Consider the following 25,753-nt stretch of genomic DNA (forward strand, 5'->3'; position numbering starts at 1 on the left):
GATCGTATCGCCTGCCGGGCCGGTGTTCCCGGCGGCGATCACCCACACTGTTCCCGGTCAGAGACCGCGATCGATCAGGTCCAGGATCTCCTCGCTCGTGGCCGCGTGAATCTTGTCGACCGCGGCGGCATGCGCGTCGTCGGACGTTCCGACCTCGGCCAGCAGGCTTCCGAGGCGTTGCGCGATGGCCGACCGCGCCTCGGCGTCGTCGCCGAGTTCGGCGATGGTGGCGCGGAGGCGGTCGACGTCGGCGAGCGCCACCGACATCGGATCCGGAACGAGTTCCGAGCGCAGGAACTCGGCGACGGCCCGCGGATTCGGGTGGTCGAACACCATGGTCGGCGGCAACCGCAGCCCCGTGGCCGCACCGAGATGGTTGCGGAGCGCGACGGCCGCGAGTGAGTCGAAGCCGAGTTCCTTGAACGCCTGGTCGGGGTCCACCGAGTCCGACGCGTCGTAGCCGAGCACGGTGGCGGCCCCGCCCCGCACGAGGTCGAGCATCAGGTGCCGCTGTTCGGGGATCGACAGGTCGGCGAGTCGCTGCGCCCAGTCCGACGGTCCCGACCCGTTCGGTCCGGTCACGACCGAGTCCGATCCCGCGGCGTGCGGGCGCGACTCCCGGATGAGGCCCCGCAGCGGGGCGGGAACGTAGGGTGCGGCCGAACCGGAGTGGTCGAACCGCGCGGCCGCGACGGTGGGTGCGCCGGCGGCCAGCGCGCTGTCGAAAAGGGCCAGGCCGTCGGCTGCGGGCATCGGGACCATCCCGCTGAGGCGGGCGCGGGCGAGGTCGATGGCGCCGAGGTTGTCGGTCATGGCGCTCGGCGTCGCCCACATGCCCCACGCGATCGAGAGCCCGGGCAGCCCGAGTGCGTGCCGGTGATGGGCGAGGGCGTCGAGGAACATGTTGGCGGCGGCGTAGTTCGCCTGCCCGGGAGCCCCGAGGACGCCGGCGAGCGAGGAGAACACGACGAACGCCCGCACGTCGCTGTCCGCGGTCAGCCGGTGCAGGTGCCAGGCGGCGTCGACCTTCGGCCGCAGGACGGTGTCGAGCCGCTCGGGCGTGAGCGACGCCAGGGTGCCGTCGTCGATGACGCCCGCCGCGTGGATCACCGCCGTCAGCGGATGCTCGGACGGTATCCCTGCCAGCAACCCGGCGACCGCCGACGCGTCCGCGGTGTCGCAGGCGACGATGCCGACCTCGGCACCCAGATCGCTCAGTTCGCGCCGCAGGCGGTCGCTGCCCTCGGCGCCGGGCCCGCGTCTGCTGGTCAGCAGCAGGTGCCGGGCCCCGTGCCCGGTCACCAGGTGGCGGGCGACCAGCGACCCGACCGTGCCGGTGCCGCCGGTGATCAGCACGGTGCCGCCGGGATCGAACGGCGTCGGTTCGTCGACGACGGCCATACGCCGCAACCGCGGTGCGCACAGGGTGCCGTTCCGGGCCGCCACCTGCGGTTCCCCGCTCGCCAGTGCCGACATGATCGCGGCCTCGGCGTCCGACGTGTCGTCGAGGTCGATCAGCACGAACCGGTCCGGGTTCTCGTTCTGCGCGGAGCCCACCAGACCCCACACCGCCGCGGCCGCGAGGTCGGGACGAGCGTCGCGGTCCTGGCCGTCGTCGGTGACCACGGCGTTGCGGGTCACGATCACGAGCGGGTTGTCGGCGAACGTGTCGTCGTCCAGCCACTCCTGCAGCAGTCGCAGCACCCGCGCGCACAGTTCGTGGGTCGCGTCCGGGCCGTGGTCGCCGTCGGTCGCGCACCCGGCCAGCACCGTCCACGGGCGCCGGTCGCCTTCCTCGGGTCCGGACTCCATCGCGATCCGCAACGCCTCCAGGTCGGGACACCCCGGGAACGTCGAACCGATGCCCGGGTCGCCGAACCCGTCGGCGCCGAGGACGACCACCGGTCCGCGAGGCTCGGACGGCGCGACCTCCACCCTGATCCAGGCGGTCCGGTGCAGCCGCAGGGGTGCCGGACGGCCCCCGTCTGTCGTCCTCTGCGCCACGCCCAGCGCATCGACGGTCAGCACCGGCTCACCGGCGGGGTCGACGGCGGCGATGCGATGCCGCCCGTCGTCGCCGGGCGTGAACCGCGCGGTCACCGCGTCCGCACCGACGGTGTGCAGCCGGATCCCCGACCAGGTCTGCGGCCAGCCGTCCCACCCGAGGAGGGGTTCGATCGCGGCCTGCAGCAGCTCGGGGTGGATGCCGAATCCGGTCGTGTCGACACCGTCCCCGAGCCGCACCTCCGTTTCGGTGTCGTTCGGATTCTCTTGTGGCACTGCGGCGGACGAGCCGACGACGTCGTCGATCGTGGCCGACGCGTTCCGGACCCAGCTGTCCGGGCTGTCGGTGTCACCCGACCTCGACGAGACGGTGACGGTGCGGGCCCCGGTGGTCCCCGGCGGCGACACGAGCACCCGGATCGACGCCAGCCCCGACGTCGGGAGGACGAGCGGGTGCTGCAGGGTGAGTTCGTCGATGTGGTCGAGACCGACGTGGTGGGCCGCGTGCAGGGCGAGTTCGACCGGTACCGCGGGCAGCACCGTCTTGGCCTCTCCGTTGTCGGGTGCCGGGGAGTCGCCGTCGTCGACCGACGGTGACACGAGCCAGGGGTCCCGGTGCAGCGACAGCTGTCCCGTGAACAGGGTCGCGTCGTCGTCGAGGGTCACCGCGGCACCGAGCAGCGGATGATCGGACGGGGTCAGTCCCAGTTCGGTCGGATCGCCGGTGTTCCGGACGGCCGCCGTCGGCCAGTAGGAGCGGCGCTGGAATGCATACGTGGGCAGGGCCACTCGGCGTCGGCCGGGCAGCACCCGATCCCAGTCGACGGTGGCGCCCTGCACGTAGGCGGCGGCGACCGCCTCGATGATCCCGTACGCCTCGTCGTCACGCCCGGGCAGTGTGGCGATCGTGTTCGGGACGACCTCGGCGGCGAGTGCCGCCAGGGTCGCACCGGGACCGACCTCGACGAGGCGGGTGACGCCGAGTTCGTCGAGGGCGCGCACGCCGTCGTGGAACCGCACCGTGTGCCGGATGTGCCGGGTCCAGTAGTCCGGCGACACGAGTTCGTCGGCGGTGGCGACGCGTCCGGTGACGTTGGAAACGACCGGAATCCTCGGCGGCTGCGCCGTCAGCTTCGACAGCACGGCGGCGAACTGGTCGAGGATCGGATCCATCAGGGTCGAGTGGAAGGCCCGCTCGACCCGCAGGCTCGTGGTCTTCAGTCCGGCGGCGGACAGTTCGGCGGCGACCGCGTGCACGTCGCGTTCGCCGCCGGCGAGGACGACGGATTCGGCGCCGTTGACGGCCGCGAGGTCGACGCGGCCGTCGATCCGCGGCAGGATGTCCTCCTCGCGGGCCCGGACGGCGATCATCAGGCCGGGCTTGGTCGACTGCATCAACCGTCCACGATCGCCGACCAGGGCGGCCGCATCGGGCAGGCTGAACACGCCCGCGACGTGGGCCGCTGTGATCTCGCCGATCGAATGGCCGATCAGGTAGTCGGGAGTGATGCCCCACTCCCGCAGCAGCCGGTACAGCGCGACCTCGATGGCGAACAGCGCCGGCTGCGTGTATTCGGTGCTGTCGAGCTTGGCGCCGTCGTCCTTGTCCCAGATCACCTGCCGCACCGGGGTTTCCACATGCTCGTCGAGTACGGCGCAGACCTCGTCCAGTGCGGTCGCGAACACCGGGTAGGCGTCGTAGAGGCCGCGACCCATCCCGATGCGCTGCGCGCCCTGGCCGGTGAACATGAAGGCCGTCTTGCCGCGGGCGCTCGTCCCGGTGACGACGTTGCCGCCGGGGCGTTCCGTGACGATGCGGGCGAGTCCGTCGCGCAGGTCGTCCAGCGTGTCCCCGATCACCGCGGCGCGGTGGGTGAAACCGGATCGGGTGGTGGCCAGCGAATAGGCGAGGTCGGCAGGGTCCGGGAGTTCGGTCTCGCTGGTGTCGAGGAATTCCGCCAACCGGGTGGCCTGCGCGCGCAGCGCGTCGCCGGTCTTTCCGGAGAGCACCCACACCAGCGGCGACGCAGACGGCGGCGCGTCCTCGGGCGGCGCGTCCTCCGAGGGTTGTTCGAGGATCATGTGCGAATTGGTGCCGCTGATCCCGAACGACGACACGGCCGCCCGCCGGGGCCGCCCGGTGTCCGGCCAGGCCACCGATTCGCCGAGCAGGGACACCTCGCCCGCGGTCCAGTCGACGTGCCGGGTGGGGACGTCGCCGTGCAGGCTCGGGGGCAGCACCCCGTGCCGCATCGCCATCACCATCTTGATCACGCCGGCAACGCCCGCCGCCGCCTGGGAATGGCCGATGTTCGACTTGACGGAGCCGAGCCACAGCGGCCGGCCCTCCCGGCCCTGCCCGTACGCGGCCAGCAGCGCCTGCGCCTCGATCGGGTCGCCGAGCGTGGTGCCGGTGCCGTGTGCCTCCACGGCGTCGATGTCGGTGGGGCCGAGCGCGGCGTCGGCCAGAGCCTGGCGGATGACGCGTTCCTGGGACGGCCCGTTCGGGGCGGTCAAGCCGTTGGACGCCCCGTCCTGGTTGACCGCGGATCCGCGGACGATCGCCAGCACGCGGTGCCCGTTGCGCCGGGCGTCGCTGAGCCGTTCCAGCACAACCATTCCCGCGCCTTCGCTGAGACCGGTGCCGTCGGCCCGGTCGGAGAACGGCTTGCAGCGTCCGTCCGAGGCGAGCCCGCGCTGGCGGCTGAACTCGACGAGCACACCGGGTGTGGCCATCACGGTCGCCCCGCCTGCCAGCGCCAGCGTGCATTCACCGTCGCGCAGGGCCCGGGCGGCGAGATGCATCGCGACCAGCGACGACGAGCACGCCGTGTCCACGGTGACCGCGGGACCGGTGAAGCCGAGCGTGTAGGAGATCCGGCCGGAGGCCACGCTGTTGCTGGTTCCGGTCATCAGATAACCCTCGGCGTCGACGTTGCGCTGCGTCATCAGGTGGAACCCGTAGTCGCCGCCCATCAGCCCGACGAACACACCGGTGTCGGTGAGTCCGGGCGCGGTCGGCTGGATTCCGGCCTGTTCCAAGGCTTCCCAGGCGCTTTCGAGGAGCAGCCGATGCTGCGGGTCCATCGCGATCGCCTCGCGCGGGCTGATTCCGAAGAAGGCGGCATCGAATTCGTCTGCGTCGTAGAGGAATCCGCCCTCCCTCATGTACGTGGTGCCGGGCCGGTTCGGGTCGGGGTCGTACACCTCGTCGAGATTCCAGCCCCGGTTGTGAGGATATTCGCCCACCGCGTTGTGGCCGTCGCGGACGAGCCGCCACAGGTCCTCCGGGCTGTACACCTTGCCCGGGTACCGGCACGCCATCCCGACGATCACGATCGGGTCGTCGTCCCGCCGGGCCCGCGTCGGGCCGGCCGGCTGCGGAGCCGCGTCGTCCCCGAGCAGCCGGGCCACCAGTTCCCGGGTGAGCGCGTCCGCGGTGGGATGGTCGAACACGACCGTCGCGGCCAGGCGCACACCGGTGGCGGTCGCCAGCTGGTTGCGCAGTTGCACCGCGGTCAGCGAGTCGAAACCGAGTTGCTTGAACGCGCGTTCCGGGTCGATCGCCTCCTTGCCCTCGTGGCCCAGCACGGCCGCCACGTGGGTGGTGACGATGTCGAGCACCCGGCTGTGCCGCTCCCCGGGGTCCAGCGCCCGCAACTCCTCGGCCAGGCCGGTCGGGGAATCGGCGGCAGCGGCGCGGCGACGACGGACCCCGAGCACCCGGCGCAGGATCGGCGGCAGCGACTCGCCCTCGGACCGGGAGGCCCGCGTCGAGAGCCGGACCGGCACGATCAACGGACGGTTGACGGCGAGCGCGGCGTCGAACAGCGCCAGCCCCGCCTCCGGGCTGATCGTGTCGATGCCGTTGCGCTGCAACCTGTCCAGGTCGGCCGCGTTCAGGTGGGACGTCATCCCGCTGGGCCGGTCCCACAGTCCCCAGGCCATGGACGTCGCGGGCAGCCCGCGGGCACGGCGGTGCTGTGCGAGCGCGTCGAGGAAGACGTTCGCCGCCGCGTAGTTCGCCTGCCCCGCACCGCCGAGCACGCCCGCCGCCGAGGAGAACAGCACGAACGCCGACAGGTCGCGGTCCCGCGTGAGGTCGTGCAGATTCCAGGCGCCGTCCACCTTGGGGCGCAGAACCGCGTGCAACTGCTCCGCGCTGAGGGTGGCGGCGGTGGCGTCCTCGAGCACGCCGGCAGCGTGGATCACGCCCGACAGGTCGGGAATGCCGGCGAGCAGCGTGGCCACCGCGTCGCGGTCGGCCACGTCGCACGCGACAGCCGCGACGTCCGTTCCGGACTCGGCGAACTCGGCCCGCAGCTCGGAAGCGGCCTCGTCGTCGAGCAGACGCCTGCCGGTCAGCACCAGCCGCCGCACTCCGTGCCGCGCGACGAGGTGCCGGGCGATCAGCCTGCCGATGGTGCCGGTGCCGCCGGTGATCAGGACGGTGCCGTCCGCGCCGAACGTCGCGGGGCCCTCGTCGGGCGCAGCCGTCGCGGGCGTCACCGCCGCGAGCATCGGCGCCAGCAGCACCCCCGCCCGGACGGCAAGCTGAGGTTCGTTGCAGGCCAACGCCATCGACAGCACGGCAGGGTCGGGCAGCTCACCGGCCGCCGCGTCCAGGTCCACCAGGGTGATGCGGTCCGGATGCTCGTTCTGCACCGCGCCGATCAGCCCCCACGCGGGCGCCGCGGACACGTCGTCGACCGGGTCGTCGTCCCGGACCGCGACCGCGAGCCGCGTCGTGACCAGGAGTCGGGTCTCGACCAGGCAATCGTCGCCGAGCCAGGCCCGGACCGCCCGCAGCGTCGATTCCGCGGCGGCGTGCGACCGGGCGGGCACGTCCGCCTCGTCGCCGGGTGCGCGGTCGAGCCACAGCACGCGACCGTCCGGGTCACCGCCCGCCAGCGCCTCGTCGAGTGGCATCAGGTCCGCCGGGGAAGTGCTCGACGCACCCACCGGCATCCACTCCACGCGGTAGAGGCTGTCGCGGACCCGGGCCGCGGGCACACCCGCGTCGCCGAGCGGCCGCAGCGCCAGCGATTCGGCGGTCAGCACCGGTCTGCCCGCCGCGTCGTACGCGGAGACCCGGTAACGCTCGGGACCGGTCGTGGTGACGTGCACGCGCAGAGCGGTGGCGCCCACGGCGTGCAGTTGCACCTTGTCCCAGGCGAACGGCAGCCGGATGCCGGTGTCCGCGGCACCGAGCGCGATCAGGTGCAGCGCCGCGTCGAGCACCGCCGGATGGATCCCGTACCCCGCGACCGCGGCGGCCGGGTCCTCCCCGCCCAGGCGCACCTCGCCGTACAGGTCGTCGCCGCGGCGCCACGCCGCCTTCAGGCCCCGGAAGGCCGGGCCGTACTCGTAGCCGGCATCGTCGAGCACGTCGTACAGGCCCCGGACGTCGATCGGGGTGACCTCGGCGGGCGGCCACTGCTGTTCCAGGGAACCGCCGGTGTCGACGGCCACCGTGAGCGTGCCGGTGGCGTGCCGGGTCCACGGTGTGTCCGGCGCGGCGTCCGCGGGCCGGGAGTGCACCGACACCGTGGAACGGCCCGCCTCGCCGTCGGCGAGCACGCTCACCTGCAAGGCCACCTCACCCTCGGCGGGAATCACCAGGGGTGCCTCGATGGCGAGGTCCTCGAGCCGGCCGTACCCCACGCGGTTCCCCGCGTGCAGGGCGAGTTCCACGAAGGCAGTGCCCGGCAGGATGACGGTGCCGTCGACGCCGTGGTCGCTCAGCCAGGGAAGTCGTTGCGGCGACAGCAGACCCGTGAACACGGCGCCCCGGCCGTCGCCGAGTTCCACCGACGCGGCGAGCATCGGGTGCCCACCCGCCTCCATGCCCGTGGATGCGAAATCGCCCTGCGGAACCGGGCTCTCCAGCCAGTAGCGGCGATGCTGGAAGGCGTACGTCGGGAGGTCCACCCACTGCCGGCGGTCGTCGCGTCGAGCCCAGCCCACCCGGTCCCAGGCGACGTGCAGTCCGTGAACCTGCGCCTCGGCGAGCGCGGCGGTGAACTGACGCAGCCCCGCGCGGTCGCGGCGGATGGTGCCGACGGCCCGGCCTGCGACGCCCGCCGCGTCGAGGGTGTCCTGCAACGCCACGGTGAGGACGGGGTGGCTGCACGACTCGACGAACAACCGGTACCCGTCCGCGGCCAGCGACCTCGTCGCCTGCTCGAACCGGACGGTCCGCCGCAGATTCCGGTACCAGTAGTCGGCGTCCAGCGCGGTGCCGTCCAGCACGCCACCGGTCACCGACGAGTAGAACGGAATCCGCGACCGGCGGGGGGTGATCGACGCGAGGACGTCGAGAATCGGCTCCCGCAGCACCGACACGTCCGCGCAGTGCGACGCGTATTCCACCGCGATCCGCCTGGCCTGGACGCCGTCGCCCTGCAACTGCCCGATCAGCAGGTCGAGGGCGTCGACGGGGCCGGAGATCACCGTCGCGGACGGACCGTTGATCGCCGCGACCTCGACGGCCCCGGCCCAGGGCTGAATCTTCTCCCGCACGAGGTCCGCGGGCAGCGTCACCGACGCCATCCCGCCGCCGCGCCGGGCCGACGCGCCGATCACCCGGCTGCGGGCCGCCACGACGAGCGCCGCGTCGGAAAGGCTCAGTGCCCCCGCGACATACGCGGCCGCGATCTCGCCCTGTGAATGCCCGACCACCGCGGCGGGTTCGACGCCGTGGTCACGCCACAGCGCGGCGAGCCCGACCATCATCGCGAACAGCGCCGGTTGCACCACGTCGACGCGGTCGAGTGCGGCGGGATCGCGGTCGCGCAGCACGTCCAGCAGCGAGAAGTTCGTGTACGGCGCCAGCGCTTCGGCGCATTCGCGCACGGTGTCGGCGAATACCGGTGAGGTGTCCAGCAGTTCGGTGGCCATGCCCACCCACTGCGAACCCTGGCCGGGGAAGACGAACACCGGCCGGTCGCCGGCTTCGAGCGCCACGCCGGTGATCACGTCGGCGCTGGGGGCGCCGCGGCCGAGTGCATCGAGGCCGTTCAGCAGGGCGTGGGGCTGTGCGCCGATCACGGCGGCGCGGTGGTCGAACGTGGCACGGGACCCGAGCAGGGCGGCGGCCACCGCGGCGGGCGTCAGGTCGGGGTGGCCGCTGACGTACTCGCGGAGCCGCTCGGCCTGGGCGCGCAGCGCGGGTTCGGTGTGACCCGACACGAACCACGCGACGACTTCGTCAGGCGGACGTGGCGGTTCGGTGTCCGAAGGCTCGACCGGCGGCGCCTCCTCCAGCACGACGTGGGCGTTGGTGCCGCTGATGCCGAACGACGAGACCGCGGCCCGGCGAGGACGGTCGGATTCCGGCCACTCCCGGTTCTCGGTGAGCAGCGACACCGCACCGGCCGACCAGTCGACGTGCGGGGTCGGCCGGTCGACGTGCAGGGTCTTCGGCAGCACGCCGTACCGCATCGCCATGATCATCTTGATCACCCCGGCGACGCCCGCCGCTGCCTGGGTGTGACCGAGATTCGACTTCACCGAGCCGAGCCACAGCGGCCGGTCGGCGGGCCGCTCTCGGCCGTAGCCGGCAAGCAGCGCGGACGCCTCGATCGGGTCACCCAGTTTCGTGCCCGTGCCGTGCGCCTCGACCACGTCGACGTCGCCGGATCCGAGCCCCGCATTCGCCAGCGCCTGCGCGATCACCCGCTCCTGGGCCTGCCGGTTCGGCGCGGTCAGTCCGTTGCTGGCGCCGTCCTGGTTCACCGCGCTGCCCCGGATGACGGCCAGGATCCGGCGACCCTTGCGTTCCGCGTCGGACAGTCGTTCCAGTGCGACCATCCCCGCGCCCTCACCCCACGCCGTGCCGTCCGCCGCGGCGGAGAACGCCTTGCACCGCCCGTCGCGGGCCAGTCCGCGCTGACGGCTGAACTCCACGAACACCGCGGGCGTCGCCATCACCGTCGCCCCGCCCGCCAGCGCCAGTTCGCACTCGCCGCTGCGCAGCGCCTGCATGGCGAGGTGGATGGACACCAACGACGACGAGCACGCGGTGTCCACGGTGATCGCGGGACCGTTCAGTCCGAAGCTGTACGCCACCCGGCCCGACGCGACGCTCATCGCGTTGCCGGTGATGAAATAGCCCTCCAGATCCTCGGGCGGCATGCCGCCTGCCCGCGCGGCGTAGTCGATGCCGGACAGCCCGGTGAACACGCCGACCTGCCGGCCGTGCACCGACCGCGGATCGATGCCGGCATCCTCGAACGTCTCCCAGCTCGTCTCGAGGAGAAGACGCTGCTGCGGGTCCATCGCCAGCGCCTCGCGCGGCGAGATGCCGAACACCTCGGGGTCGAATCCGGCGGGGTCGTCGAGGAAGCTGCCCTGCACCGTGTACGTCTTACCGGCCTGCTCAGCCGTCGGATCGTAGAGATCCGCCAGGCCCCAGCCGCGGTCCTCGGGGAACCCGGCGACGGTGTCGGAACCCGACTCGACCAACCGCCACAGGTCCCGCGGCGATCGCACACCGCCGGGGAACCGGCAGCCCATGCCGATGACGGCGATCGGTTCGCGGCTCACGCCCTCGACCTCACGGAGCTTCTCCCGCGCCTGATAGAGGTCCGCGGTGACTCGTTTCAGATAGTCGAGGAGCTTCGCCTGATCGGCCATATCGAGGTCCTATCCGAGTTCCGCCATAGGTAGCGCGGAAACCTCGATTGTATCCGCCGTCACGATGCGGATGGAGCGGTCTGAGCTTCGCACCGACGACCGATCTACCTGGTCAGCTCGGCACGCCCAGGGGATACCCACCCGCGCTCCGGTGTATGCCGATTCCGGCTGTTCGGCTTCCGGCAGCTACCGCTGTCGGTAGTGTTGCGACTCCAGCAGGATCCGTGTGGAGGAGGTGAGACCCCGTGTCCGTTCGTTCAGGTCGGGTGCTCTCACTTCGCGACCGCGCGGTCGCACCGACATAGGGTGACTGGAGAGCGCCCATCGGGATTTCGAAAGGCTCTCCCATGTCAGTGTCTCTCTCACCGTCTCTCGAGTTCGTCCTCGTCACGAGGCTGCGCGCCGCCGGCTGTGTGTTCGCCGAGGACGAGGCGCGCCTGATCGTCTCCGCCGCCCGGACGTCGGACGAACTCGCCTCGATGCTGGACCGCCGCGTCGCGGGCGTCCCCCTCGAGCACGTCCTCGGCTGGGCCGAATTCTGCGGGCTCCGGATCGAGGTCGATCCGCGGGTGTTCGTGCCGCGGCGTCGCACCGCGTTCCTCGTCGAGCAGGCCGCGGCCCTCGCGTGCCCGCACGCTGTCGTGGTCGACCTGTGCTGCGGGTCGGGGGCGGTGGGCGCCGCGCTCGCCGACACACTCGACGGCATCGAGTTGTACGCGGTCGACATCGACCCCGCCGCGGTCCGGTGCGCGCGGCGCAACCTCGCCGAACCGGCCCTCGTGTTCGAGGGCGACCTGTACGCACCGTTGCCCTCAGCGCTGAGGGGACGCATCGACATCCTGGTGGCGAATGCCCCCTACGTGCCGACCGAGGCGATCAGGTTGATGCCGCCGGAGGCCCGGTTCCACGAGCCGCGGGTTTCACTCGACGGCGGCGCCGACGGACTCGACATCCAGCGGCGCGTCACCGCCGGGGCGCGCGACTGGCTCGCGCCGGGCGGTCACCTCCTGATCGAGACCAGCGAGAGTCAGGCCCCGCGCACCGCCGGGGCGTTCGAAGAGGCCGGTCTCACCACCCGGATCGAGATTTCCGACGAGGTGGGCGCCACGGTCGTCGTCGGCACCAGGTGAGCGGCGAAGCGTGGTCCCGTACGCTTTCCCACTCACCTCGGCAGGTGAGTGGGAAAGCGTCCCCGGGCACACTTCGTCACTCACGTGGGGCGTCGATCCGGACGCAGCAGTACCCCTCGGTGGGGGCCAGTGTCGCGCGGCGATCGTCGCAGCCCGCGCCGTCGAGCAGTCCGGACAGCAGTGCGAGATTCATCCCGCACACCATGTCGGTGTGCTGCCGGGCGAGCGCGTGGAACGGGCAGTTGACCAGGACGATGGTTCCGTCGTCGCGGCGCGGTTCGTAACCGCTCTCGGCGAGCGCGGCGACCAGGTTCTCCTCCGTGCAGCCGATGCCGGCGCCGAGGCCGCGCCCGAAGTCGTGCGCCCGCGCAGACAGGGCGTCGCGCGGTGAGATGCCGGTCGCGTCGGCGTCTTCGATCGCCTGCGCGAACAACTCGCCGGCGAGCGCGTACGTGCGTTCGGGGAGGTGCACCGCGAACTCGCGGTCGGACCGCCGGTACAGCTTGGCGGGCCGTCCCGCGCCCGGACCCGAGCGTCCGCCGCGCCGCGCGAATTCGACGGCCAGCAGTCCCTCGTCGGCCAGCTTCTCCAGATGGAACGCGGACGTCGAGCGGGCGAGACCCAGAGCCTCGGCGACGTCGTCGCGGCTGACCGGGGACGGCTGCGTGCGCACGTGGTCGTACACGTGCCTGCGGACCGGCTCGCCGAGGGCGGAGATGGCCGTGACGGCCGAGCGGGGCGTGGCATCCATGAACCCATTGTAAAACCGAGAATCGTTGACTAAATCTAACCGCGAATTCTATAGTCAAAGAGTCTCGTTTTTAGAAGGAGTTCTCATGGCTACCAACACACCCCACCAGGTCAGCCACGGTTCGCACACCCTGTCCGACCCCGGCTACCAGGCCTTCCTTCTGCTGCGCACGGTATTCACGGTGGCGCCGGTCCTGTTCGGGCTCGACAAGTTCACGAACTGGCTCACCGACTGGCCCGACTACCTGGCGCCCTGGATCGACGACCTCCTGCCGGGGACCGCGCAGCAGGGCATGTATGTCGTCGGCGTGATCGAAGTGATCGCCGGAATCCTCGTCGCCGTGGCACCGCGGATCGGCGCCTGGGTCGTCGCCGCCTGGCTGGCCGGGATCATCGTCAATCTGCTCACACTGTCCGGCTACTACGACGTCGCACTGCGCGACTTCGGGTTGCTCGCCGGTGCCGTCGCCCTCGGCCTGCTCGCCGCCGAGTACGGGCGCCCACTCCACCGCCCGCACACCTGATCGGAGCCGCCCGCCGCACGTGAGATGCACCTCATCGACTGTTTCGAGTGACGCGACCGCTCGTAGGGTGAGTGGTCGTGTCGGTGGGTGCGCAGGATCAGGGAACCGGATCGCGGGATCACGGTGTGCCGATCCCTGCGCCGGCCCCGGCACGGTCGTTGCTTCTGGGGGTGCCCAAGCTGGGTCGGCGCTGGCCGGGCGTGGTCCGCGCCGGCGTGGCCGTGGGCCTGCCCGCGCTGGCGGGGGTCGCGCTCGGACATTCGGCGGTCGCCGCGACCGCCACTCTGGGAGCGTTCGCCGTCGTCTACGGCGAGGGCAGGGCGTACCGGGTGCGGTGGCGGGTGGTGTCGATCGCCGCCGCCGTGATGGTGCTCCTGGCCGGGGTGGGCGCCGCGGTCGGCGCATTCGTGCACGATGCGACGGCGTCGGGTGGGTCCGCGCTATGGGGAATGGCGCTCGTTCTCGCGATGACCGTCGTCGTCGCCGTCTGCGCGTTCGTAGTCGACGGACTGCGGCTGGGCGCGCCGGGCGCGTTCCTTCCGCTGCTCACCGTGGAGATCGCGTCCGCGCTGCCCGCGCTCGGTGTGTCCGTGGCGGAGGTGACGGCGTGGGCGACGGCCGGGGCGGTGTCGGCGTTGCTCGTGTCGATGTCGGGACTGATTTTCCGTCCCCGGACCCCTGAGCGCGCCGCGGTCGCGACCGCGGTCGCCGCGGTCGACGCCGCACTCTCGGATACTTCGAAGCCGACGTCCCGCCGGGACGCGGTGCGGTCGCTGCACGCCGCCTGGCAATGCCTCCACGATGCCGCCCTCGTCGGCCGTGATCACCCGCTGACCCGCACGCTGCGGGCGGCGCACCTGCGGTGTGCGGCGACGGTGGACGGTGTCGACGCGGACCACGCCTCGGACGTCGACGATCTGCGGCCGCAGGTCCCGCTGCCGCGGCCGTCGATCCGCTACCGCCTCGGCCGGGCGTCGCATCTGCGCGGACGGTCCTGGACGATCGTCGCGCGACTGCTGGTCGCGTGCCCGGCGGCCGGTCTCCTGGCGCTGGGGTTCGGCGTCGGCAGGCCCGACTGGGCGGTGATCACCGCGGCGATGATCCTGCACCAGGGACCGGACCGGGTGCTGGGGACGTACCGCGGGCTGCACCGGTTCTTCGGGACGGTGCTCGGACTTGTGGTGCTCGCGCTGCTGTCGTCGCTCGATCTGCCGGCGGCGGTGCTGGTCCTCGTCGTGGCGCTCCTGATGGCGGGGATCGAGGCGTTCCTGGTCCGCAATTACGGGCTGGCGATGGTGTTCATCACCCCGCTCGCCCTGGTTCTCGGCAGCCGCGGCACGCACGTGGACCTGGCGGCCGTTTCCCGCGACCGGCTCCTCGAGACCGTTATCGGTGTCGCGGTGGCGCTGGTGGTGCTGTGGACGGTGCTTCCGGGTTCGTACCGGCGGATCCTGAGCGATGCGGACGAGCAGGTGGCCGGGACGATCGGGCGGCTCGGCGACGCCCGGGACCCGAATGTCGTCGCCGAACTCCGCCGGGACCTCGAATTCGATCTGCACGCATCCACGACCGCGGCGATCACCGCCGCCCACACCGACCCGGCGTGGACCCGCGACCGGTGGCCCGAGCACCACCATCTGCACGAGCTCGGGTACCGAATCCTCACCCGGCACTTCGGACCTCGCGTTTAGCCGGTCGTCGCCGGATTGTCGCTGTTAGGGTTCGTTGATGGGTCCTGTGACGGGAATCGGAACAGTATTTCGGGCCTCGTTGGCCGCGGCTCTCTGCGTCGGGGTACTGGCCGCGTGCTCGTCGGAGGAGGAACCGCAGAGCGATCCGGCGGCCACGTGCGCGGACGTTCCCAATGGCACCCCGGTCTCCAAGGCGCCGTCGCCCCCGGGCCCGGCGCCGACCACCCAGAACCTCGCGACCAACCCCGAGATCGCCACCGTGTACCGGTCCGGGATGACGCCCGTGTCCACCGCGTCGTATGCGGTCTCCACCGCCAATCCCGTGTCGACGCAGGCCGCGTGCGAGGTGCTGCGGGACGGCGGCACGGCCGCCGACGCGCTGATCGTGGCCCAGACGGTTCTCGGTCTCGTCGAACCGCAGTCTTCCGGAATCGGCGGCGGCGCGTTCCTGCTCTATTACGACGCCGGACAGAACAGTGTCGAGGCGTACGACGGGCGGGAGGTCGCGCCGATGGCCGCGACGGAGAACTATCTCCGCTGGATCAGCGACACCGACCGCACCGAGCCCAAGCCCGACGCCCGCGCGAGCGGGCGGTCCATCGGCGTGCCCGGGGTGCTGCGGATGCTCGAGATGGCGCACAACGACCACGGGCGGGACGGGTGGCGGGAACTGTTCGACCCGGCCATCTCCCTCGCCGACCAGGGGCTCGAGATCAGCCCGCGGATGGCCGGGCAGATCGCCGAGTCCGCGCCCGACCTGGCCGTCGACGAGGCGTCGAAGGCGTACTTTCTCAACCCCGACGGCAGCCCGAAGCCGGCCGGGACGAAGCTGACGAACCCGGCCATGGCCAAGACGCTCGGAGCGATCGCCGCGGGCGGCGCCGACGCCTTCTACACCGGGGCGATCGCCCAGGGCATCGTCGACGCGACGGCGACGGCGTCCGGCGGCCGTACCCCCGGCGAGATGACTCTCGAGGATCTCGCCAACTACCAGGCGAAGAAGCGGACACCGCTGTGCACGCCGTACCGGGACCACGAGATCTGCGGCATGCCGAACCCGTCGTCCGGTGGCACGGCGGTCGCGGCGACGCTGGGCATCCTGGAGAACTTCGACCTGTCGCAGTACGGTCCGACGAACCTCGACGACAACGGCGGCAAGCCGACGGCGGAGGCCGTGCACCTCATCTCCGAGGCCGAGCGGCTGGCGTACGCGGACCGGGACAAGTACGTCGCGGATTCCGATTTCGTTCCGCTGCCCGGCAATTCCCTCGACACTCTGCTGAACGAGGACTACCTGAAGCAGCGGGCCGGCCTCATCGACCCGGGCAGGAGCATGGGCACCGCGCAACCCGGCAACTTCGGGCCCGTCCCGCTCGGCGTGCAGCCACAGGACAAGGAACACGGCACCAGCCACATCTCGATCGCCGACAAGTACGGCAACGTGGCGTCGATGACGACGACGGTGGAATCGGCGTTCGGCTCGTTCCACATGACGGACGGCTTCGTGCTCAACAATCAGCTCACCGACTTCTCGGCCCAGCCGGTCGGCCCCGACGGCGCACCGCTGGCCAACCGCGTCGAACCGGGTAAACGGCCGCGGAGTTCGATGGCACCGACGCTCGTCTTCGACCGCGGCAGCGACGGCGCACGCGGCGACGTCCAGTTCGCGACCGGGTCGCCGGGCGGGTCGGTGATCATCCAGTTCGTCGTGAAAACGCTCGTGGGAATGCTGGATTGGGGCCTGAACCCGCAGCAGGCCGTGTCGGCGGTCGACTTCGGGGCGGCCAACACCCCGGTCACCGGCGTCGGCGGAGAGCATCCGAACATAAACGCAGTCGACGACGGCGCCGCCGACCCGTTGATCGTGCAGCTGCGGGCGATGGGTCACCAGGTGTCGGTCGCACCGCAGTCCAGCGGGCTCAGCGCGCTGCAGCGCCAGGATTCGGGGTGGGTCGGCGGCGCGGATCCCCGGCGCGAGGGCGCGGTGATGGGTGACGGCACGGGTTAGCCGGCCTCCGATGGTTCGAACCCCGATGCACGGGGAACCCATCGACCATGGCGAAAAATGGAGTGAACAATCCTCCGGACCACGGCTGCGTGGGTTCTGACCACACCGAGGGCGCCACAGGGAAATAGAGGCACATCGTGCTCGTCAGCGACCCACGGAAAGTGGGGGTCGAGGAGGAATTCCACCTCATCGATCGCAAGACCCGGCGCCTGACCACCCGCGCGCCGGAGTTGCTGGCACGACTTCCCGACGGGGTGTTCGTCGACGAACTCCAGCAGTGCGTCGTCGAGGTCAACAGTGGTGTGTACGCCGACCTCGACGGCCTACGGAACGACCTGGAGCGGCATCGGAGAGTGCTGATCGACGCGGCCGAGGGGCTTGGCATCGGCGTGGCGGCCGCGGGCTCGATGCCGCTGGCGCTGCCCGCCGAGATGCACGTGACGGGAACGCAGCGCTACCGTCGCATGCTCGCGGACTATCAGGTGCTCGCCCGCGAGCAGCTGATCTGCGGCACACAGGTTCACGTCGACCTGCCCGACCGCGACGAGGCCGTGCAGGTCGCGCACCGCGTCGCTCCGCACATGCCCGTCCTCCTGGCGCTCAGCGCGAGTTCCCCGTTCCGGTCCGACGGTGCGGACACCGGCTATGCCAGCGCACGGACGCTTCTGTGGTTGCGCTGGCCGAGCACCGGTCCGGCCGCGCCCGTCTCCTCGGCCGCCGAATACGGCACGCTGATCGACGACCTGGTCGCCAGCGGGGTGATCAGTGACCCCGGTATGGCGTACTTCGACGTCCGGCCGTCGGTGAAACTTCCGACCCTGGAGTTGCGGGTGTGCGACAGCTGCCCGCGACTGGACACAGTCATGCTCGTCACCGCCCTGTTCCGTGCGCTCGTGGAACGCGAGGTGCAGGGATTGCGCGCCGGGACGAAGGGCGTCGAGGTCGTTCCGACCTTGACCAGGGCGGCACTGTGGCGGGCGGCGCGGTCGGGGTTGGAGGAGGACCTCGTCGACGTGACGGTTCCGCAGGCACGCCCTGCGGCGGACCTCGTCGGCGACTTCGTGAATTCGCTGCGGCCTCAGCTCGAGGACACCGGGGACTGGGACACAGTGGTGGAGCTGTCCGCCGAGGCCACCGCCCACGGCAGCTCCGCCGCCCGGCAACGTCGGGCGCTCGGTCGCCGTGGCAGGCTCACCGACGTGGTCGATCTGCTGCTCGCGGAGACGGCGGGCCGCTCCGAGCACCTTCCCGAAGTGGAGGCGCCACCCGCGCCGCGCGAGCTCGGCCCGAAGTCGACCGGTGCGGGCCGGACCCGGAGATATTGGAGCGCGAGGTTCTGGGACCGCGGCGATACCGCCGACATGACGTGGACGGAGTCGACGGAGCTCGACGAGAAGAAGCTGATCGAGTGGCGCCGGGATCTGCACGCGCATCCGGAGTTGTCGTTCGAGGAACGCCGGACCACCGGCGTCGTGCGCGCCCACCTCGTCGGTCTGGGGCTCGAACCCGTCGTGTTGCCCGGCGGCACCGGCCTGTGGTGCGACGTCGGTCCCGACACGGGCGAGTGCATTGCGCTGCGCGCCGACCTCGACGCGCTGCCGATCGCCGAGACGACCGGCCTCCCGTTCGAGTCGAGGGTGCCCGGAGTGTCACACGCGTGCGGTCACGACGCCCACACCACCATGTTGATGGGGACGGCATCCGTCCTGACGAAATACCCGCCGCCGTCCCGGGTCCGCCTCGTCTTCCAGCCCGGGGAGGAGACGACCCCTGGCGGCTCGGTCGACACGATCGCCGCGGGCGCACTCGACGGGGTGTCGAAAATCTTTGCACTGCACTGCGACCCGAATCTCGAGGTCGGCAAACTGGCCACCCGGACCGGGCCGATCACCTCGTCCAACGACTCCGTCACGGTGCGGTTGTGGTCGGCGGGGGGACATACCGCTCGACCCCATCTGACCGGCGATCTGATCCACGCCGCGGCCGTCCTGGTGACCGGTCTGTCGTCCGTGCTCGACCGCCGGATCGACGCCCGCACCGCGACCGTCCTCACCTGGGGGAAGGTGGCCGCCGGGCAGGTCGCGAACTCCGTTCCCGAGTCGGGTGAACTGGTGGGCACCCTGCGCAGCGCGTCCCATGAGACGTGGGCGTCGCTCGAACCGCTGGTCACGGACACGATCGGTCACCTGCTCGCGCCGTACAACGTGCGGTACGAGCTCTCCTATCTGCAGGGCGTCCCGCCCGTCGTCAACGATCCCGACTGCACCGCCGACCTCCGGGAGGCGATCGAATCGGTCGTCGGCTTCGACCACCTGGCCGAGGCACATCAGTCCAGCGGCGGCGAGGATTTCGCGTGGTATCTGGAGAAGGTTCCGGGCGCGATGGCCAGGCTCGGAGTGTGGGACGGGACCGGCACCCGGCAGGAGCTGCACCAGCCGGGTTTCGACCTCGACGAACGCGCCATGATTCACGGGGTCCGAACGCTGGTGGCGCTCACCCGGCTCGAAGACCAGTCCGGGTGAGCGCGGCGTCAGGCCGGTTTGGCGGCGGCCTCCGCCAGTTTCGGCACGAGCGCCTCGACGGCGTACGGGAGGCTGAGGACGGTGCCCCAGGTGAGCGCGCCGGAGGCGGTGGGGTCGTCGACGAACACTGCCCGCCCCGCCTTCGCCACCGGTAGCGACTGATAGACGGGGTCGGCGGTGATCTTCGCTTCGGCGCCGGGACTGCTGCCCACGTTCCAGACGAGGACGTCGACGTCGACGATGTCGAACTGTTCCTTGCTGATGGTGAACGCGTCCTGATCGCCTGCGAGTTGCGCGATCTGCTCCGGGACGACGAACCCGAGCGACGTCATCAGGCGTGAGCGCGGGTCGTTCGGGGACCGGACGTAGAACGATCCGGCGTCGCCCAGTTCGGCGACCGCGACCGTCTTGCCCTCGAATTCGGGGTGGGCGGCGCGTTGCTGCGCCACCAGGTCGTCCACACCGGCGACGAGTTGGTTCGCCTTCTCGTCCTCGCCGAGGGTGGTGCCGACGATCCGGACGGCGTCCTGCCACGGCATGCCGAAATCGGGGTAGTCCGGCGACGTCGTGACGGTGGGGGCGATCGCCGAGAGCCGTTGATATGCGTCGTCGTCGACGTCGATGTATAACGCGAGGATCAGGTCGGGGCCGAGCTTCGCGATCTCCTCGTACGCGAAGTTCGCCTTACCGGTGAACTGACCGCGGTTGAAGACTTCGGGGTGCGCCCCGCCGAGCGCGTCCTGGGCCCACGGCCAGGTGGCGTCCGGGTAGTCGCCGTACCAGTCGGTGACGCCGACCGGCGTGCGTCCGAACGCGAGGAGAATGTCCTGGTCGGAGTAGCCGACGGTGACGATCCGCTGGGGGTTGTCCGGGACTTCGGTCGTTCCCTTCTTGTGCGTCACCGTCCGGGTGGCGCCTTCGGTGTCCGCTGCGGTTCCCGAGGAACACGCTGCGGTGACGACGGCCAGGCCGACCCCGGCACTCACGGTCAGGAACTTGCGGCGGTCGAGCGTTCGCATCCACATACCTCCCTGTAGGTGAGGCTAACCTACAGGGAGTGGTCCCGGCCGTGCATCTGCGGCGGAAACGGGGGAGTCGGATCCGGAATCGGAGGCTGCGGAGGTCCCGGAGGTCCCGGAGGTTCCGGCGGCCCCGGTTGCGGTCCGGGCTCGGGAGGTGCAGGTTCCGGGCCCGGCTCGGGCGGAAACGGGTGCGGCGGAGTCGGCGTCGGCGGCACGGGAGCGGGGCCCGGCGCCGGCGGCACCGGCTCCGGATCGGGCACGGGATTGCCGAGCTCGTCGCGTGCACTCGTCATCGACAGACCACCTTCCGATCGGCTGATTGAGTGGTACCCGGAACGGGCATCCCGCAATCACGGGACAGCTGCCGCCGCCCGGGAACAAAATGCGGGAACGGTGCGTTGTCTAGCAACCGTGCCCCGCAAGTGAAGAATTTCACGACCCGGGGAACATGAGCCAAAGGGAGGAAGTCATGGCAACCGACTACGACGCACCACGGGTTACCGTCGACGACGAACTCGCCGCGGACTCGCTCGAAGAACTGAAGACACGGAGGAACGACTCGCAGTCGTCCGTCGTCGACGTCGAGGAGACCGACACGGCGGAGTCCTTCGAACTGCCCGGCGCCGACCTGTCCGGTGAGGAACTCACGGTCCGCGTCGTCCCGAAGAGGGCCGACGAATTCACCTGCAGCAGTTGCTTCCTGGTCCATCATCGTTCGCGTCTCGCGTCCGAAGAGGGCGGGCAGCTGATCTGCCGCGACTGCGCATAGGAGGCCCGCGTGGCCGACGTCAGCAGAACGTTCATCGTCGCCGCACCGCTCGGGGAAGTCGTCGCATACCTGCGCGACTTCGCGAACACCACGGCCTGGGATCCCGGGACCGAGAAGTGCGAGCAGACCACCCCCGGTCCGGTGGCGGTGGGCACCGAATGGCACAACGTGTCGTCCTTCTTCGGGCGCACCACCGAACTCACCTACCGCATGACCCGCGACGACCCCGATCACGTCGTCTTCGAGGGTCGCAACGGAGCCGCGGTCACGTCGGACGACCTGTCGTTCGAGAAGGTGGACGACGCCTCCACGTCGATCACCTACCGCGCGCACCTCGAATTCACCGGACTCGCGCGACTCGCCGACCCCGCCGCCCGCCTCGCGTTCGAGATCCTCGCGGCCAAGACCGTCAAACAGATGACTGGGGTCCTCGAAGCGAGGTAGGAGTCCGCCGCACAACGCGTTTGGCGGGCGCCCCACACGATGCGGGGCGCCCACGCGCGTCGGGACCGATCAGCTGAGGTGATGCACCTCCTGCAGCCCGTAGACCGGTGTCGGGATCTCCTCGTGCCGCGCCTTGAGTTGCAGGGCGAGGTACAGCGAGTAGTGCCGCGACTGGTGCAGGTTGCCGCCGTGGAACCAGAGCGCTTCCTGCTGGGTGGGCTTCCACATGTTGCGCTGTTCGCCCTCCCACGGCCCGGGGTCCTTGGTGGTGTCGGAGCCGAGACCCCAGCACTTTCCGACCTTGTCGGCCACTTCCTGGCCCATGAGGTCGGCGGCCCAGCCGTTCATGGAGCCGTAGCCGGTGGCGTAGACGACCAGGTCGGCGGGCAACTCGGTGCCGTCGGTGAGGACCACGGCGTCCTCGCTGAGGTGGTCGACCTGCCCGGACACGAGGTGGATGCTGCCGTCCGCGACGAGTTCGGACGCGCCGACGTCGATGTAGTAGCCGGACCCGCGACGCAGGTACTTCATGAACAGGCCGGACCCGTCGTCACCGAAATCGAGCTTGAAACCGGCCTTTTCGAGTCGTTCGTAGAAGTCTCTGTCCCGTGCGGCGATCTTCTGATAGATCGGGATCTGGAACTCGTGCATGATCTTGTACGGCAGCGACGCGAACGTGAGGTCGGCCTTCTCCGTCGTCATTCCCGCCGCGAGCGCACGCTCCGAGTAGAGGTCGCCGAGGCCGAGGTCCATCAGCGAATCGGACTTCACGATGTGCGTGGACGACCGTTGCAGCATCGTCACGTCGGCGCCCGTCTCGAAGAGTGCCTTGCAGATGTCGTGCGCGGAGTTGTTCGCTCCCACGACGACGACGCGCTTGCCCACGTAGGCGTCCGGACCGGGATGCCGGCTCGAATGGTGCTGCTCGCCGCGGAAGACGTCCTGACCGGGGAATGACGGAACGTTCGGTTTGCCCGACATCCCGGTGGCGAGCACCAACTGCTTCGGGTGCAGCACCACCTCCTCGCCGTCGCGGTCGAGGACGACGGTCCACTCCTTCGTCTCTTCGTCGAACGTCGCAGACGTGCAGGTGGTGGACGCCCAGTACGGAATCTCCATCACCTTCGTGTACATCTCGAGCCAGTCGCCGATCTTGTCCTTCGGCGCGAACACCGGCCAGTTGTCCGGGAACGGCATGTACGGCAGGTGGTCGTACCAGACCGGGTCGTGCAGGCACAGCGACTTGTACCGGTTGCGCCACTGGTCGCCGGGGCGTTCGTTCTTGTCGACGACGATGGCAGGCACCCCGAGTTGGCGTAGCCGGGCACCGAGCGCGATGCCGCCCTGGCCGCCGCCGATCACGAGAACGTACGGCTGCCGGGTGTAGCCGAGTTCCCGTTCCTCGATCTCCTGCTTCTCCGCCCAGCTCTGGGTGTCACCGCCCGAGCCGTGGACCGCGCCCTTGACCCGGTTCCGTCCCCGGCGCTCCTCGTGACCCTTCAGTTCCTGCATGGTGGTGAGGAACGTCCACGCCTCGTCGTCTTTCAGCCGCAGGTGCCCCTTGCCCCGGCCCGTCGCCGTCTCGAATTCGATCCACGCAGACGTGACGCCGTCCGTCTCGTCCGGTGTCTCGGTGGTGCGGAAGTTCGTCGGATCGGTGTCGTCGAGGCGTGCGTGCAGCATCGCGGCGACGGCGTCGCGCCCCTCGACCGTCTTGAGGTTCCAGGTGAACGCCACCAGATCCCGCCAGAAACTGTCGACAGCGAACATGCCCGCGGCACGCTCGACGTCGCGGGCGGCGAGCGCGGCTTCGAAATTCGCCAACCACAGGTCGACCCGCTCCTGAGGCGTCGAAAACGTCTGCACCGTGGGCGGCTGGACGGTCTGTGTCATGAGCCTCTCCTTCGTTCTCGTTGTGACTCACAGCACACTCCTCTCCGCGGTCGGCAACAAGCGTTGCATCGTGTTGCAATCCCCCCGTGTGCCGAAGGCACGCTCGATGATGGCGGCGGTGTCGACACCGGTCGGCAGCGTGCCGAACACGCTGCCCCAGTCGCCGCCGAGCCGGCTGACGCAGAACGCGTCGGCGACCGCGGGGTGCCCGTGGCGGACGAGCAGTGAACCCTGGAGCGCGAGCGCCATGTCGCCGACGACGCGCCGGGCCCGGTGCGCGAGCGTGTCGACGTCGCCGAAACTGGACTTCAGGTGCGCGACGGCGGCGTCGAGTCGCGTGTCGGCCCCCGCGGACGCGTCGAGTTCGTCGAAGAACACCTGAAGCGTCTCCGGCTGTTTGGCCATCGCGCGCAGGGTGTCCAGGGCGGCGACGTTGCCGGAGCCTTCCCACACCGACAGCAGGGGCGCCTCCCGGTACAGCCGCGGCATCCTTGATTCCTCCACGTACCCGTTGCCGCCCAGGCATTCGAGGGCCTCGGCGGCGTGGATCGGTCCGCGCTTACACACGAAATACTTGCTGACCGCCAGCGAGATGCGCCGGAGGGTGTTCGCGTGCTCGTCGCCCGCGGTCGCCCGGTCGGTGAGCGCGGCCAGCCACAGCGCGACGGTCGTGGCGGCCTCCGATTCGACGGCGAGGTCGGCGAGCACGTTCCGCATCAGCGGCTGATCCACCAGGTGGGCGCCGAACGCACTGCGGTGCACGGCGTGGTGCGCGGCCTGCGCGGTGCCGACGCGCATGCCGGTGGCCGTGCCGATCGTGCAGTCGAGGCGGGTCATGTTGACCATCTCGATGATCGTCGGAACACCGCGGCCTTCCTCGCCGACCAGCCAGGCCACCGCCTCGTCGTACTCGACCTCGCTGCTGGCGTTGGAGTGGTTGCCGAGTTTGTCCTTCAGGCGCTGCAGGTGCATCCGGTTGCGGGTGCCGTCCGGCAGCACTCTGGGCAGGAAGAAGCACGACAGTCCGCCGGGTGCCTGGGCGAGCACCAGGAACACGTCGGACATCGGCGCCGACGTGAACCACTTGTGGCCGGTGAGCACGTAGCTTCCGTCCGCCTGCGGCACGGCGCGGGTGGTGCCCGCGCGGACGTCGGAGCCGCCCTGCTTCTCCGTCATCGACATTCCGGCGATCAGGCCGGCCTTCGTCAGCGGAGGGTGCAGCGCCGGATCGTAGACCCGGGCGGTGAGCAACGGTTCGTACTGCTCCGCCAGCGCACGATTGTGTCGCAGGGCGGGGACGACGGCGTACGTCATGGAGATCGGGCAGCCGTGGCCGGCGTCGACCTGGCCCCACACGGCCATCTTCGCGGCCCGGACCAGGTGGGCGTGCGGGTGCGGGTCGGCCCACGGTGCGCCGTGCAGGCCCATCTCGACGGCGGTGGTCATCAACCGGTGGTAGGCGGGGTCGTACTCGACTTCGTCGATGCGGTTGCCGTAGCGGTCGTGGGTGCGCAGCACGGGCGGGTGCGCCTCGGCGAGGTCGCCCCAGCGCTGCGCCTCCTCGCTTCCGGCGAGGCGTCCGACGTCGTGCAGTTCCTCGAGTGCGTCGTGTGCGCCTTCGCGTTGCAGCGCTTCGAGAATCGGTGCGTAGTCGGCGGCGTCGAAGTTGATCAGAGGTGGGACCTGGTTGACGACCTCGTGTGTGGCACTCATGTCGGGCTCCCGAGGGATCGAAGGGTGAAGGTGAGCAGGGCGGGGATGATCGCGGCGTCGGCGGCGCCGCGGGCGAGGGGCAGGATCAGTGCTTCACCGATGGCACCAACGATGCAGGCGGCGGTGACCGACGCGTCCTGGTCCGGGATCTCCCCGGCCTCGACGGCGCCGGCGATCGCGACGGCGAGCGCGTCCCGGAACGACTCGCGGAACAGGAGGCGTTCCGTGTCGACCTGCGGGTCGACGGGTTCGACGAGCAGCGCGTACGCCAGGACTGGTGCTCGGAGGGCGCGTTCGGCGAACATGCCGACGGAGGCGGATACCGCTGCGACGCAACGGCCCTCGGCGGCCCGGGCGGCGTTGCCGGATTCGACGGCGGCGCTCACCTCCCGGCTGCAGGCGATGCGGAAGACCTCCGCGAACAGTTCGCCCTTGTTCGAGAAGTGCCGGTAGACGGTGCCGGTCCCGACTCCCGCTTCGGCCGCGACCGCGGAGATCGAGCATCCGGCGTAGCCGTGGCGGGCGATGAGCCCGATCGCGGAGTCGATGAGTGTGGTGCGGAGAGCGTCCAGGCGTTCCTGGACCGCGGGGGTGCGGCGGTAGGCCATAACAAAGAAGTGAACACCGGTTCCGTTCTTCCGTCAAG

General features: G+C 70.6%; 13 protein-coding genes. 7 read left to right on the top strand and 6 right to left on the bottom strand.

What is annotated here, in order from left to right:
* Positions 1-57: 57 nt before the first annotated feature.
* A complete protein-coding gene (locus ROP_RS20570; RefSeq protein ID WP_012691336.1) occupies positions 58-10,641 on the bottom strand; it encodes a type I polyketide synthase in 10,584 nt (3,527 codons plus the stop codon).
* A 347-nt stretch (positions 10,642-10,988) separates the two neighbouring features.
* Here ROP_RS20570 and ROP_RS20575 point away from each other — a divergent pair, with 347 nt between their 5' ends.
* Positions 10,989-11,771 carry a putative protein N(5)-glutamine methyltransferase gene (locus ROP_RS20575; RefSeq protein WP_012691337.1) on the top strand — a complete coding sequence of 261 codons (783 nt, stop codon included), beginning with the start codon at positions 10,989-10,991 and terminating at the stop codon, positions 11,769-11,771.
* A 76-nt stretch (positions 11,772-11,847) separates the two neighbouring features.
* On the opposite strand, the gene ROP_RS20580 is transcribed toward ROP_RS20575, so the two are convergent.
* On the bottom strand, positions 11,848-12,522 hold the full coding sequence (locus ROP_RS20580; RefSeq protein ID WP_012691338.1) for a helix-turn-helix transcriptional regulator: 675 nt from the start codon (positions 12,520-12,522) through the stop codon (positions 11,848-11,850).
* A gap of 85 nt (positions 12,523-12,607) precedes the next feature.
* On the opposite strand from ROP_RS20580, the gene ROP_RS20585 reads away from it, so the two are divergent.
* From ROP_RS20585 to ROP_RS20600, 4 genes are all read left to right on the top strand, one after another.
* The gene (locus ROP_RS20585) at positions 12,608-13,045 is read left to right on the top strand and encodes a DoxX family membrane protein (protein WP_012691339.1); all 438 of its coding nucleotides are present in this window, start codon (positions 12,608-12,610) and stop codon (positions 13,043-13,045) included.
* Between the two features lie 125 nt (positions 13,046-13,170).
* Positions 13,171-14,736, top strand: a complete 1,566-nt coding sequence (locus ROP_RS20590) for an FUSC family protein (RefSeq protein ID WP_043826716.1) — start codon at positions 13,171-13,173, stop codon at positions 14,734-14,736.
* A 37-nt stretch (positions 14,737-14,773) separates the two neighbouring features.
* On the top strand, positions 14,774-16,744 hold the full coding sequence (gene ggt / locus ROP_RS20595; protein ID WP_043825067.1) for a gamma-glutamyltransferase: 1,971 nt from the start codon (positions 14,774-14,776) through the stop codon (positions 16,742-16,744).
* Positions 16,745-16,881: 137 nt separating this feature from the next.
* A complete protein-coding gene (locus tag ROP_RS20600) occupies positions 16,882-19,266 on the top strand; it encodes a glutamate--cysteine ligase (protein WP_012691342.1) in 2,385 nt (794 codons plus the stop codon).
* An 8-nt stretch (positions 19,267-19,274) separates the two neighbouring features.
* On the opposite strand, the gene ROP_RS20605 is transcribed toward ROP_RS20600, so the two are convergent.
* Complete coding sequence (locus ROP_RS20605) at positions 19,275-20,291, bottom strand: iron-siderophore ABC transporter substrate-binding protein (protein WP_063721424.1); 1,017 nt, start codon at positions 20,289-20,291, stop codon at positions 19,275-19,277.
* Positions 20,292-20,757: 466 nt separating this feature from the next.
* Here ROP_RS20605 and ROP_RS20610 point away from each other — a divergent pair, with 466 nt between their 5' ends.
* Together ROP_RS20610 and ROP_RS20615 are read left to right on the top strand one after the other, a co-directional pair.
* Positions 20,758-21,057, top strand: coding sequence for a DUF4193 domain-containing protein (locus tag ROP_RS20610; RefSeq protein ID WP_005248611.1), 300 nt, complete (start codon positions 20,758-20,760; stop codon positions 21,055-21,057).
* A gap of 9 nt (positions 21,058-21,066) precedes the next feature.
* Complete coding sequence (locus ROP_RS20615; RefSeq protein ID WP_012691344.1) at positions 21,067-21,501, top strand: SRPBCC family protein; 435 nt, start codon at positions 21,067-21,069, stop codon at positions 21,499-21,501.
* 69 nt (positions 21,502-21,570) lie between these two features.
* Here the strand turns inward: ROP_RS20615 and ROP_RS20620 are convergent, their stop codons facing one another.
* Genes ROP_RS20620 through ROP_RS20630 form a run of 3 tightly spaced genes read right to left on the bottom strand, consistent with a single transcriptional unit; the run spans position 21,571 to position 25,715 of the window.
* The gene (locus ROP_RS20620) at positions 21,571-23,394 is read right to left on the bottom strand and encodes a flavin-containing monooxygenase (protein ID WP_012691345.1); all 1,824 of its coding nucleotides are present in this window, start codon (positions 23,392-23,394) and stop codon (positions 21,571-21,573) included.
* Between the two features lie 27 nt (positions 23,395-23,421).
* The gene (locus tag ROP_RS20625; RefSeq protein WP_012691346.1) at positions 23,422-25,107 is read right to left on the bottom strand and encodes an acyl-CoA dehydrogenase family protein; all 1,686 of its coding nucleotides are present in this window, start codon (positions 25,105-25,107) and stop codon (positions 23,422-23,424) included.
* Entirely contained in the window at positions 25,104-25,715 is a 612-nt protein-coding gene (locus tag ROP_RS20630; protein ID WP_012691347.1) for a TetR/AcrR family transcriptional regulator, read from the bottom strand. The genes ROP_RS20625 and ROP_RS20630 overlap by 4 nt, the downstream gene beginning before the upstream one ends.
* Positions 25,716-25,753 lie beyond the last annotated feature (38 nt).

It is taken from the genome of Rhodococcus opacus B4, from assembly GCF_000010805.1.
GTDB lineage: Bacteria > Actinomycetota > Actinomycetes > Mycobacteriales > Mycobacteriaceae > Rhodococcus_F > Rhodococcus_F opacus_C.